General features: G+C 54.1%; 15 protein-coding genes. 9 read left to right on the top strand and 6 right to left on the bottom strand.

Translation table 11 applies throughout. The features are described from left to right. Positions 1–36 precede the first annotated feature (36 nt). Positions 37–381, top strand: a complete 345-nt coding sequence (locus tag ACTU3N_RS21535) for a Grx4 family monothiol glutaredoxin (RefSeq protein ID WP_443088172.1) — start codon at positions 37–39, stop codon at positions 379–381. Positions 382–424: 43 nt separating this feature from the next. Here the strand turns inward: ACTU3N_RS21535 and rnt are convergent, their stop codons facing one another. The 4 genes from rnt to ACTU3N_RS21515 all read right to left on the bottom strand — a co-directional run bounded on the left by rnt (position 425) and on the right by ACTU3N_RS21515 (position 3,408). After that, entirely contained in the window at positions 425–1,069 is a 645-nt protein-coding gene (gene rnt, locus ACTU3N_RS21530) for a ribonuclease T (protein WP_443088171.1), read from the bottom strand. A 90-nt stretch (positions 1,070–1,159) separates the two neighbouring features. Continuing rightward, positions 1,160–1,567 (bottom strand): lactoylglutathione lyase, encoded by a 408-nt coding sequence (gene gloA, locus ACTU3N_RS21525; protein WP_443088170.1) that lies wholly within the window; start codon positions 1,565–1,567, stop codon positions 1,160–1,162. Between the two features lie 93 nt (positions 1,568–1,660). Then, positions 1,661–2,758: an alkene reductase gene (locus tag ACTU3N_RS21520; protein WP_443088169.1), complete on the bottom strand. Its 1,098-nt coding sequence runs from the start codon at positions 2,756–2,758 to the stop codon at positions 1,661–1,663. Between the two features lie 56 nt (positions 2,759–2,814). Further along, the gene (locus ACTU3N_RS21515; RefSeq protein ID WP_443088168.1) at positions 2,815–3,408 is read right to left on the bottom strand and encodes a TetR/AcrR family transcriptional regulator; all 594 of its coding nucleotides are present in this window, start codon (positions 3,406–3,408) and stop codon (positions 2,815–2,817) included. A gap of 119 nt (positions 3,409–3,527) precedes the next feature. Here ACTU3N_RS21515 and ACTU3N_RS21510 point away from each other — a divergent pair, with 119 nt between their 5' ends. From ACTU3N_RS21510 to slyA, 4 genes are all read left to right on the top strand, one after another. After that, positions 3,528–3,767 carry a DUF1289 domain-containing protein gene (locus ACTU3N_RS21510; protein ID WP_443088167.1) on the top strand — a complete coding sequence of 80 codons (240 nt, stop codon included), beginning with the start codon at positions 3,528–3,530 and terminating at the stop codon, positions 3,765–3,767. 49 nt (positions 3,768–3,816) lie between these two features. Then, positions 3,817–4,713, top strand: coding sequence for an aldo/keto reductase (locus tag ACTU3N_RS21505; protein ID WP_443088166.1), 897 nt, complete (start codon positions 3,817–3,819; stop codon positions 4,711–4,713). A gap of 80 nt (positions 4,714–4,793) precedes the next feature. After that, positions 4,794–5,315: a superoxide dismutase [Cu-Zn] SodC gene (sodC, locus tag ACTU3N_RS21500; protein ID WP_443088165.1), complete on the top strand. Its 522-nt coding sequence runs from the start codon at positions 4,794–4,796 to the stop codon at positions 5,313–5,315. Between the two features lie 979 nt (positions 5,316–6,294). Then, positions 6,295–6,729: a transcriptional regulator SlyA gene (gene slyA / locus ACTU3N_RS21495; protein ID WP_443088164.1), complete on the top strand. Its 435-nt coding sequence runs from the start codon at positions 6,295–6,297 to the stop codon at positions 6,727–6,729. Positions 6,730–6,810: 81 nt separating this feature from the next. Here slyA and slyB read toward each other — a convergent pair whose 3' ends face one another. Further along, positions 6,811–7,278, bottom strand: a complete 468-nt coding sequence (gene slyB, locus ACTU3N_RS21490; RefSeq protein ID WP_443088163.1) for an outer membrane lipoprotein SlyB — start codon at positions 7,276–7,278, stop codon at positions 6,811–6,813. Positions 7,279–7,556: 278 nt separating this feature from the next. Between slyB and anmK the strand changes: the two genes are divergently transcribed. The 4 genes from anmK (at position 7,557) to tyrS (ending at position 11,221) form a co-directional block, all read left to right on the top strand. Next, a complete protein-coding gene (gene anmK / locus ACTU3N_RS21485; protein WP_443088162.1) occupies positions 7,557–8,681 on the top strand; it encodes an anhydro-N-acetylmuramic acid kinase in 1,125 nt (374 codons plus the stop codon). A gap of 91 nt (positions 8,682–8,772) precedes the next feature. After that, positions 8,773–9,093, top strand: coding sequence for a C-type lysozyme inhibitor (gene mliC, locus ACTU3N_RS21480; RefSeq protein ID WP_443088161.1), 321 nt, complete (start codon positions 8,773–8,775; stop codon positions 9,091–9,093). Between the two features lie 56 nt (positions 9,094–9,149). Continuing rightward, positions 9,150–9,806: a pyridoxamine 5'-phosphate oxidase gene (pdxH, locus tag ACTU3N_RS21475; RefSeq protein WP_443088160.1), complete on the top strand. Its 657-nt coding sequence runs from the start codon at positions 9,150–9,152 to the stop codon at positions 9,804–9,806. A 140-nt stretch (positions 9,807–9,946) separates the two neighbouring features. Then, positions 9,947–11,221, top strand: a complete 1,275-nt coding sequence (gene tyrS / locus ACTU3N_RS21470) for a tyrosine--tRNA ligase (RefSeq protein ID WP_443088159.1) — start codon at positions 9,947–9,949, stop codon at positions 11,219–11,221. A gap of 161 nt (positions 11,222–11,382) precedes the next feature. On the opposite strand, the gene gstA is transcribed toward tyrS, so the two are convergent. Next, entirely contained in the window at positions 11,383–11,988 is a 606-nt protein-coding gene (gstA, locus tag ACTU3N_RS21465) for a glutathione transferase GstA (RefSeq protein WP_443088158.1), read from the bottom strand. Between the last annotated feature and the right edge of the window lie 220 nt (positions 11,989–12,208).

Raw genomic sequence — 12,208 nt, 5'->3', positions numbered from 1 at the left:
TCCGAATCTGCCGTAGAAGTTGAAGGAAGCATGACAATGAGCACTACTCTTGAAAAAATCCAGCGCCAGATCGCTGAAAACCCGATTCTGCTGTACATGAAAGGTTCGCCGAAACTGCCAAGCTGTGGCTTTTCCGCCCAGGCTGTGCAGGCGCTTTCTGCCTGCGGCGAACGTTTTGCCTATGTTGATATCCTGCAGAATCCGGATATTCGTGCTGAGCTGCCGAAATACGCCAACTGGCCGACCTTCCCGCAACTGTGGGTGGAAGGTGAACTGGTCGGCGGTTGCGATATCATCATTGAGATGTATCAGCGCGGCGAATTGCAGTCGCTGATTAAAGAAGCCGCTGATAAGCACCGGGAAGCTCCGGCCGCGGAATAAAAACATCGCCCATAAAAAAGCGACCTTCTGGTCGCTTTTTTTTTTACGCGTCGGGTTCAGGTAGCGGCCAGCCGCCAAGGCGCTTCCAGCGGTTAACGATTTCGCAAAACAGCAGGGCGGTTTGCTCTGTATCATACAGCGCCGAGTGCGCCTGGCTGGCGTCGAAGCTTAACCCTGCAGCGGCGCAGGCTTTGGACAACACCGTCTGACCGAGCGCCAGGCCGCTTAATGATGCGGTATCGAAGGTGACGAACGGGTGAAACGGGTTGCGTTTCAGCGAGGCGCGCTCGGCGGCGGCCATCATAAAACTGTGATCGAAGGTGGCGTTGTGGGCGACCATGATTGCCCGGTTGCAGCCCTGATCTTTGATTCCCTTGCGCACCATTTTGAAGATCGCATGCAGCGCATCGTGCTCGCTAACGGCACCGCGTAACGGGTTCGTCGGATCGATACCGTTAAAGGCCAGCGCTTCAGGTTGCAGGTTCGCGCCTTCAAAAGGCTCAACGTGGAAGTGCAGCGTGTTGTCAGGCATTAGCCAGCCTTGTTCATCCATTTTCAACGTAATGGCCGCGACTTCCAGAAGCGCGTCGGTTTTGGCGTTAAACCCGGCGGTTTCAACATCTATCACCACAGGATAAAAACCGCGGAAACGGTCGCACAGACCAACAAGTTGAGCGTTATCGGACATCTGATTCTCTTGATACGGGGAAAGGGCAGCGCATTATGGCAAATTTTGCAAAGGGATGTAAAACAACGGGCGCAAAGTGCGCCCGGGGGATCAGTTACCCAGTCCGTGACCAGCGTCTTTCTCTTCGATCAGCTCGATTTTGTAACCGTCCGGATCTTCAACAAAGGCGATAACCGTGGTGCCACCTTTTACCGGGCCTGCTTCACGCGTTACGTTGCCACCGTTTTTACGGATGGCATCGCAGGCCTCGGCGGCGTTTTCCACACTCAGCGCAATATGACCATAGGCGGTGCCCAGCTCGTATTTATCAACACCCCAGTTATACGTCAGCTCAATCACCGCTTCTTCGCTTTCCGGGCCGTAACCGACAAAAGCCAGTGAGTATTTGTATTCCGGGTTTTCACTGGTACGCAGCAACTTCATGCCCAGCACTTTAGTATAAAAATCCATAGAGCGTTGCAAGTCGCCAACGCGCAGCATGGTGTGAAGTAAGCGCATAATGTCCTCTTTTATGAGTAAGTTAACGTTCCGATCAGAACATTGATTAAGTATAGCGGCGGATGGCCGCCGCTATCAATTAACAATCGAGGATCACAGGAAAGGATAATCGGTATAGCCCTCAGCGCCGCCGCCATAGAAGGACTCCGGACGCTGTGGGTTCAGCGGAGCGTTCAGCTCCAGGCGTTTGACCAGATCCGGGTTGGCAATAAAGTCGCGGCCAAAGGCAACGGCATCAATTAACCCTTTTTCAATTAACGCTTCGGCTTTTTCAACCGTATAAGCACCCGCGCCGATAATTGGGCCAGGGAAACGCGCGCGAACTTTTTGACGGAACGCGTCGGTGTATGGTTCTCCGCCTGCCCAGTCCGGCTCAGACATATGCAGGTAGGCAATACCGCGTTTCGCTAACTCTTCGATAAGATACAGCGCGTCAGCTTCTTCGTTCGGGCCATTGTCAGTGTTCTGGAAAGTACCAATCGGGGAAACGCGGATGCCAATACGATCGGCGCTCCACTCGCTGATGGCCGCATCGATAACTTCCAGTACCAGACGCGCACGGTTTTCCACGCTGCCGCCGTACTGATCGGTACGATGGTTCGACGACGGGGAGAGGAACTGATGCAGCAAGTAACCGTGCGCTGAGTGCAGCTCGACCAGATCAAAACCGGCTTCGTGAGCGTTGCCTACCGCCTGGCGGAAGTCATTCACAATGCCCGGGATTTCGCTGATGTCCAGCGCGCGCGGTTCGGAGGTATCGACACGCACAGCCTGGCCTTTTTCATCGCGCAACGTGGTGCGGGTACCGGCGCTGATAGCCGAAGGCGCAACAGGCGCCTGGCCGCCTGGTTGCAGGCTGCTGTGAGAAATACGCCCGGTATGCCACAGCTGGACCGCAATATGACCGCCTTCATCATGCACGGCGTCGGTGATTTTTTTCCACGCGGCGATTTGTTCCGCGCTGTGCAGCCCTGGCGCACCGGCATAACCTTTTGCCTGGGCAGAAACTTGTGTGGCTTCGCTGATGATTAAGCCTGCGCTGGCACGCTGGCGGTAATATTCAGCCATCAACGGTGTAGGGATATCGCCCGGCTCAATGCTGCGCAGACGCGTCAACGGCGCCATCAATACACGGTTCGCTGCGGTAATTGCACCCACCTTAAGCGGGGAGAAAAGTTTACTGGACATCACATCTCCTGAATAGACCGGTCGTCTAGAAACCGGGAAAATAAAAACGCCTGTGTTTATTAAGGCGCAGCGAGTATCAATTTAGCATGCGCCAGCGCGCTTTCCAGCGGCAGAGCGCTACGGGAAATCTTCGCCTGCAAATTTGCCCCCAGCCAGAGCGAGTAGAGCACCTGCGCCTGAGTAAGCACATCGCCCGGAAACGCCAGGCTCTGCTCACCGCGACCCTTTTCCAGCGCGCCAGCCAGCAGGGTGATTATCTGGCCTGCGCCTTTATTCATCGCCATGCGCATATCTTCTGACAAGTCACAAACCTCGGCAGAAAGCTTCACCGTCAGGCAACCGCTGATGGTGCCATGCTGGCAGAACTGATTGAGCGTATGCTGGTAATAGGCGAGCAGCCTGTCGCGATAATTACCTGCGCCGTGGGCGAAATGTTCCGCCAGTCGCTGGCAGTAAGTTGCATAATGACGCTCCAGCAACGCCACACCATACGCCTCCTTCGAACGAAAATAGTGGTAGAAAGAGCCTTTAGGCACTTCTGCCGTTTTCAGGAGTTCACTCAAACCCATACCGGTAAAACCGCGATGCATACAAAGCTGCTCGCCGGTTGCCAGTAAGTGTTCGCGGGTATCGTGTTCGGTGTTTCTGCTCATACGATCACTCTACTAGACCAATCGGTCGGTTGCAATTAGCGAACTGTGCGCTTTAAGGCTTGCGCGTTGCCATCAGGCAGTCTTCAATAGATGTAGACATAATGTTAACGGAGACAACAGTGCCGGAACAACTGGAGTTTTTCCCCGTACCGAGCCCGTGTCGCGGTATCTGTCAGTCGGATGAGCGCGGTTTTTGTCGCGGCTGTATGCGCAGCCGGGATGAGCGTTTTAACTGGCAGCAGATGAATGACGCCCAAAAGCAGGAAGTGCTGCGCCTTTGCCGCCAGCGCTGGCTACGTAAAATGCGCGCCCAGAAATCGCAACCACCAGAAGAACCTCAGCAGCCTTCACTGTTTTAAGCGCAAAAATGCGTATACTCGAAGGAAAATTACCTTTGAGGAAACAGTGATGGAACAACGTATTACCCTGGCACCCCAGGGGCCTGAGTTTTCCCGTTTCGTGATGGGCTACTGGCGGTTGATGGACTGGGGCATGTCACCTGAGCAGTTGATCAGTTTTATCGAATCACACCTTGATTTAGGCATAACGACAGTCGATCATGCGGATATCTACGGCGGTTATCAGTGCGAAGCAGCATTCGGCGAAGCGCTGAAGCTGGCGCCACATTTGCGCGCACGTATGGAAATCGTCAGCAAGTGCGGTATCGCCACCACCGCGAAGCCGCAAAATAAGATAGGCCATTACATTACCGAACGCGCCCATATTATTGAGAGCGCCGAACAGTCGTTGCGCAACCTCGCGATTGATAATCTCGACCTGTTGCTTATCCATCGCCCCGATCCGCTGATGGACGCGGATGAGGTTGCCGAAGCCTTCCTGCATCTGCATCAGAGCGGCAAAGTGCGCCATTTCGGCGTCTCCAACTTTACACCCGCCCAGTTCATGCTGCTGCAATCTCGTCTGCCGTTTACGCTGGCGACCAATCAGGTAGAGATTTCGCCGGTTCATCAGCCATTATTGCTCGACGGCACGCTCGATCAGCTGCAACAGTTGCGTATCCGGCCGATGGCCTGGTCCTGCCTCGGCGGCGGACGTCTGTTTAACGATCCTCTCTATCAGCCGCTGCGTGATGAACTGAATGCCGTGGCACAGGAGCTGAATGCGCAGACAATTGAGCAAGTTGTGTATGCCTGGGTCATGCGTTTGCCCGCGCAGCCGCTGCCCATTATTGGCTCCGGTAAAATCGAGCGTGTGCGCTCTGCGCTGGGCGCGCTCAAGCTGCAAATGACCCGCCAGCAGTGGTTTCGGATCCGCCGGGCCGCGCTGGGCTACGACGTCCCCTGACGGCGCTTTTTGCGACTTCCCGGTGAAATCGTCTACCCTGGTTTAGACTTACAGGGTAAACGCTATTTAACGGAGGTCATATGAAGCGAATAAGTCTGGCAATGTTGGTGCTGTTAAGTTGTGCCGGGGCGCAAGCCGCCAGTGAAGAAGTCGAAATGAACCTCGTCACCTCCCAGGGCGTAGGGCAGTCTGTTGGCAGCGTAAAAATCAGCGAAACGGATAAGGGGCTGGAGTTCGCGCCGAATCTGAAGGCGTTGCCGCCGGGTGAGCATGGTTTTCATGTTCACGCGAAAGGCAGCTGCCAGCCAGCAATCAAAGAGGGTAAAGCGTCTGCGGCCGAAGCCGCGGGTGGCCATCTTGACCCGCACAATTCTGGCAAACATGAAGGTCCCGAAGGGGCCGGGCATTTAGGTGATTTGCCGGTGCTGGTGGTGAATAACGACGGTATCGCGACCGATGCTGTGATCGCGCCGCGGCTGAAAAAACTTGATGAGGTGAAAGGTAAAGCGCTGATGGTACACGTGGGCGGCGATAATATGTCCGATCAGCCCAAACCGCTCGGCGGTGGCGGTGAGCGTTATGCCTGTGGAGTGATTAAGTAATTATGCCGTGAGCAGGCCGGGCAACGGGCCTGCTCCTGCCTGCGATAAATCCCCGAATGCAACGAATACCCACGATGTTTTTGGCAATCAGCGGCCAACCCTTCAGTTATCAATCTCCTGTCCGCTATCAGAATGTGACACTGTAACTTTTAAGCGTGGCAACATAGCACGATTTGCTCAGGTGCGACATTGCGGATGTAGCGCAGGCTGGCCTGTCCAGACAGCCGTTAAGGTAAAACAGATGATTATCAATCAACGCAAACATTAGGCTTCCAGCGGTAGCATAATTGCCGGTGCGTGCGGTAAGGTAAACTTGCCGGGTAAACGTCTTATTGCCCTGGCGGCGACTCGTGCAGTATTGATGCTGATAGCGGACGCTTTGGCAATTGCGTAGGTGAGTGGCGGGCAACGCTGCCTTTACGGCTGCAGGGCAAATGCGATGGGAGGGAAACAAATTTCCGCCAGGAAGAACGAATGGGTTGTCTTTGACATTCAGGCGCGGTAATACTCCCCAATACGCTGCGGCGCAGGATGGCACGCATTCAGCTGACTGCTCATAACCTGTACGTGGTTTTACTCGTTAGAGATGGCCAGAGGCGTATTCAGTGCTCTTAGTTTTACCGCTAACCCACGATTAACAGGCCGAGGGAAAGGCACAGACAGTTGAAAACAGGGAAGCTCTACCATATCGGGTGCCAGATATTGCCCGCCTACATCCAGTCACGAAGACAACGGTGCGTTCAACCATCGCAGAAAGCACCGCTTTACATAAGGAGAAAAGTAAACGATGCGCAAAAAATCAGATCGGGCAGGAGAACAACGGGAAAATTTATCGCTAAATGCGCACATGATGTTCTGCGCAGTTTGCGGTTATCCGCTGCAGGGCGGGCAGTAATCCATTTGTTTTAGAGATATAAATACTGCAAACTATTTTAAAATGAGTATAATAACTTAGCAAGCTAATTATAAGGAGATGAAATTGGAATCGCCATTAGGTTCTGATCTGGCACGCTTAGTGCGCATCTGGCGCGCTTTGATAGACCATCGCCTGAAACCTCTGGAATTAACGCAGACTCACTGGGTCACGCTGCATAATATTCATCAGTTGCCGCCCGATCAGTCGCAAATTCAACTGGCAAAAGCGATTGGCATCGAGCAGCCTTCGCTGGTGCGCACCCTGGATCAACTGGAAGATAAAGGCCTCATTTCCCGCCAGACCTGTGCCAACGATCGCCGCGCTAAACGTATCAAATTGACTGATAAAGCAACACCGATAATCGAAGAGATGGAGACGGTCATCCGCAAGACACGGGGCGAAATTCTCGCAGGGATCTCGGCGGAAGAGCTGGAGTTGTTAATCAATTTGATTGGTCGGCTCGAACGTAACATTCACGATTTACAGTCTCGCGACTGACACACAAAGCCTTGCAATCGCAGGGCTTTTTTATTTCTGAGGGAAGAGGTGTGGTCACTGACGCGACCACACGGAAAAGTTTTAGCGCGGGGAAACGGTAACCTGCCTGCCATTGCCGGTCATCACGACACGCTGGCCTGCGTAGTAACGGGTAGTCCCCTGTTTCTGCACAACCGTAACGCTTTGACCATCATCGCGACGAATTTCCAGTTCCACGCCCTGGGTCTTGTTAATCGACCCCTGAACCTGCTGACCAGCTACGCCACCAGCAATAGCACCTGCCGCAGTGGCGAGAGTACGCCCGGTTCCACCGCCTACGGTGTTACCCAGCAATCCCCCCAGCACAGCACCGCCGAGCGCGCCGATAACGTTGTTGTCCTCACCCGCCTGAATCTGCACAGGTCGGACATGAACAATGGTGCCATAAGTGACATTTTGCACCTGTTTGGCTTCCGATGCCGAGTAGACATCACCTGAGAGCGTGTCGTTATTGACACAGCCCGCTAAAGAGAGACCGATTAGCGAAACTGCCAGCGCACGTAACATCATTTGAATCTCCTGTTCACCATGAAACACTCGAGTGAGCATCCGTCATGGTTAAATTATATGGCATTTTGACAACGCCTGGTCTTACTTCAGCCAAATCACGGAAAATAATACTCACATCGAGCTTAACCACTTTTAAACGAAGCGATTATAGGCGGGCTGCGGCGCGATTTCACCACGCTTATCTGAAGATGATTGTTAAAAAGTGTTTGTTACCCATAGCATTACTGAGCACTTTATGATGGACTGATAGCCCATAGCTATGGATTACAGGAAGGCGTATGAAATCGGGTCGCTACATTGGGGTAATGTCCGGGACGAGTCTGGACGGGGTCGATGTGGTGCTGGCGGCCATCGATGACCGGATGGTTGCGCAGCAGGCCAGCCTGACGTTCCCGATCCCCGTGCCGTTAAAAGAGGCGATACTCAACATTTGCCAGGGGCAGCAGCTTACGCTTTCCCAGCTTGGTCGTCTGGATACACAACTGGGCCAGCTGTTTGCGGATGCCGTGCTGGCGTTGATGGACAAAGAGCAGCTACATCCGCAGGATATTGTGGCGATTGGCTGTCACGGGCAAACCGTCTGGCATGAGCCGACCGGTGTTGCCCCGCATACCCTGCAAATTGGTGATAATAACCAGATAGTGGCCCGTACAGGCGTGACGGTCGTTGGCGATTTTCGCCGCCGCGATATCGCGCTCGGTGGTCAGGGCGCACCGCTGGTGCCTGCTTTCCACCAGGCGCTGCTGGCACACCCGGTCGAGCGGCGCATGGTGCTCAATATTGGCGGCATCGCTAACCTCTCGCTTCTTATCCCGGGACAGCCGGTCAGAGGCTATGATACCGGGCCTGGCAATATGCTGATGGATGCCTGGATCTGGCGCCAGCAGGGTAAGCCTTATGATAAAAACGCGCTCTGGGCAAGCGAAGGCAAAGTGATTGTGCCGCTGTTACAAAATATGCTCAGCGATCCGTGGTTTGCTCTTGCGCCGCCGAAAAGCACGGGGCGCGAGTATTTTAATTATGGCTGGCTGGAGCGCCAGTTGATGCCTTTCCCGGCGCTGAAGGCCTGCGATGTACAAGCGACGCTTGCAGAGCTGACGGCGATGACGATTTCCGAACAAGTCCTGCTCAGCGGCGGCTGTGAGCGGCTGTTGGTGTGCGGCGGTGGGAGCCGCAACCCGCTGGTGATGGCGCGTCTTGCTGGTTTACTGCCGGGTATTGAAGTCTCGACCACGGATGAAGCAGGTATTAATGGTGATGATATGGAAGCGCTGGCATTTGCCTGGCTGGCATGGCGCACGCTCGCCGGGTTACCAGGAAATTTGCCTTCCGTGACCGGCGCCTCATCACCTTCTGTGCTGGGGGCGATTTTCCCCGCTAACCCGCGCCAGAATCAGAGTTAACTGAATTCCAGGCCGCTTGCGTCCCGTTAAACTGGCAGAAAGAGAAGAGGGCATTGCGCCCTCTGTGACCAGGAATGTCAGGGAATTCGAGATGAAAAAATTAGCCATCGCCTGCCTGCCCGTGTTACTTGCCGGGTGCAGCACTTACCAGCAGTTTATCGAACGCATGCACACCGATACGCTGGTCTATCAGTGTGATGAAAAAACGTTGACGGTAAAACGGAATAATCCTCGCGAGCAAGTCAGTTTTGTCCAGGATGACAAACTGCTGACGTTGCAGCAGGGGTTATCCGCCTCCGGCGTGCGCTATACGGACGGGATTTATGTTTTCTGGTCTAAAGGCGACAGTGCGACGGTCTATAAGCGCGATACGATGGTGTTGAATAACTGCCAGTTAATACCCGAGCGTTGAGATTTTCATTGAGGGGGGCATAATGAGCTTACCCAACACTGACTTCTGCGAACGACATGTCTGATAACGATCACTTGCAGCAAATCGCCAGTTTACGCCGTGAATACACCAAAGGCGGCTTACGCCGCGCCGATCTTCCTGATGAGCCATTGAAACTTTTTGAGCGCTGGCTGGAACAGGCTTGTGAAGCCCGGCTTGTCGATCCTACCGCGATGGTGGTGGCAACCGTTGATGAAAGCGGCCAGCCGTACCAGCGCATTGTGCTGCTTAAGCATTTTGACGAAAAAGGGCTGGTGTTTTATACCAATCTCGGCAGTCGTAAGGCACGCCATATTGAGCATAATCCCGCCGTAAGCCTGCTGTTTCCCTGGCACACACTGGAGCGCCAGGTGATGGTCACCGGCAAAGCCGAACGCCTGTCGACGATAGAGGTCATGAAATATTTTCACAGCCGCCCGCGCGACAGCCAAATCGGCGCCTGGGTATCGAAGCAGTCGAGCCGTATCTCTGCGCGCGGCGTGCTGGAAAGCAAGTTTCTCGAGCTCAAGCAGAAGTTCCTGCAAGGCGAAATACCGCTGCCCAGTTTCTGGGGCGGCTTTCGTGTCCCGGTTGAACAAATGGAGTTCTGGCAGGGCGGCGCGAATCGTCTGCACGATCGGTTTTTGTACCAGCGTGACAACGGTTCATGGAAAATTGACCGTCTTGCCCCTTAATCCCTGAAAAATGTTGTGTTAAGCGCTGGTACTCCGTGGCCCGGCGCTTTATTCTATCTGCCCCCCTGAAGTATCTTTCGCATCTGGCGAAAAGTCGTGTACCGGCAAAGGTGCAGTCCGTTTTATACATGGAGAATTTGATGGCAAGCAGTAACTTGATTAAACAATTGCAAGAGCGGGGCCTGGTGGCCCAGGTGACGGATGAAGAAGCGTTGGCAGAGCGACTGGCGCAGGGGCCAATCGCGCTCTATTGCGGCTTCGATCCCACCGCTGACAGCTTGCATTTGGGGCATCTGGTTCCATTGTTATGCCTGAAACGCTTTCAGCAGGCCGGACACAAACCGGTGGCGCTGGTAGGTGGCGCGACGGGGCTTATCGGCGACCCGAGCTTCAAAGCCACCGAGCGCAAACTGAATACCGAGGACACCGTGCAGGAGTGGGTGGATAAGATCCGCAAACAGGTGGCACCGTTTCTTGATTTCGACTGTGGCGACAACGCGGCTATCGCGGCGAACAACTACGACTGGTTTGGCAGCATGAACGTGCTGACGTTCCTGCGCGATATCGGTAAACACTTTTCTGTTAATCAGATGATTAACAAAGAAGCGGTAAAACAGCGCCTGAACCGTGACGATGTGGGGATCTCCTTTACCGAGTTCTCCTACAACCTGTTGCAGGGCTATGATTTCGCCTGCCTGAATGAAAAGTACGGCGTAGTACTGCAAATCGGTGGCTCCGATCAGTGGGGTAACATCACCTCGGGTATCGATCTGACGCGCCGTTTGCACCAGAACCAGGTGTTTGGCCTGACGGTTCCGCTGATCACCAAAGCTGACGGTACGAAGTTTGGTAAAACAGAAGGCGGCGCGGTGTGGCTCGATCCGAAGAAAACCAGCCCGTATAAGTTCTACCAGTTCTGGATTAACACCGCTGATGCGGACGTGTATCGCTTCCTGAAATTCTTCACCTTTATGGACATCGCGGAGATCAACGCGCTGGAAGAAGAAGACAAGAACAGCGGTAAAGCGCCGCGCGCCCAGTACGTACTGGCGGAAGAAGTCACCCGTCTGGTGCATGGCGAAGAGGGGCTGACGGCGGCAAAACGCATCACTGAGAGCCTGTTCAACGGTACGCTGAGCGCGCTGAGCGAAGCAGATTTTGCACAGCTGGCGCAAGACGGTGTGCCGATGGTGGAGATGGAAAAAGGCGCGGATCTGATGCAGGCGCTGGTGGATTCTGAGCTGCAACCATCTCGCGGGCAGGCGCGTAAAACCATTGCGTCTAATGCTGTCACCATCAACGGTGAAAAACAGTCCGACCCGGAATATGTGTTTACCGACAGCGATCGTCTGTTCGGCCGTTATACCTTGCTGCGCCGCGGTAAGAAGAATTACTGCCTGGTGTGCTGGAAATAAGCGTTACCTGTCTGAGGGAGTGAGAAATCGCTCCCTTCTTTCTATGTAGTGCAGGTGATTTTGGGCCGAGCCAGCTTCCTGATGCGCGAATCAGCCTCACAGCCGCAACCGCTGTTCGTGAATGCAACAAACACCCTCTCCAAAGGAGAGGGGTTAGCGGTTTACTTAAGGCCTTCCGCTGCCAGCGCGGCGGCAACCGCCGGGCGAGCCGCTACCCGGGCCATATACGCTGTAATATTCTTAAGGTTCGCCATTTCCAGTTTTACCGCATACGCCCAGCGCAGTACGGTAAACAGATACGCATCGGCGATGGTGAAATGGTTAGCGCTAATCCACTCTTTCCCCGCCAGCGAAGCGTCCACATACTGTAACTTTTTCTCCAGCAGCGCGCGCGCCGTCGGTTTGTAATCCTCCGGTGTATCCGGGCGGAACAGCGGCGTAAAGCCTTTATGCAGTTCGGTGGCGATATAGTTCAGCCACTCCAGCGTTTTGTAGCGTGGCAGCGTACCCGGTTCAGCCAGAAGCTGGCGGTCGGTTGCGCTATCGGCGAGATATTGCATGATAGCGACGCCTTCGGTAAGAAGTGTGCCGTCATCCAGCAGCAGGGCGGGAACCTGGCCTTTAGGATTGATAGCGAGGTAATCTTCGCCATTTTCCAGGCGTTTTTTCATCAGATCCACGCTGACCAGAGAAAAATCTTTGCCGGTTTCACGCAGCGTAATATGTGATGCAAACGAGCAAGCGCCAGGCTTATAAAACAGTTTCATTGTCTCTTCCTTTTAGCTGATTTCTTGCATAGGTTATTACGCGGGTGCATAAAAAAAAAGCCGCCAGCTTGCGCTAACGGCTTAATTTTTCTGTTTGACCCGTCCTGAATAGCGTTGACACGTTCCTGACTCAAACCCGGAGAACGTGATGATGACTGAGTTCAAACGCACCCAACGCGATTATCCTCTATCCTTTAAAATAGCCGTTGTTGAGCAGATC

Origin of the sequence: Vagococcus sp. WN89Y, from assembly GCF_052220145.1 — a bacterium.
Classification (GTDB): domain Bacteria; phylum Pseudomonadota; class Gammaproteobacteria; order Enterobacterales; family Enterobacteriaceae; genus Kosakonia.
This window is presented reverse-complemented; position numbering and strand designations above follow the sequence as displayed.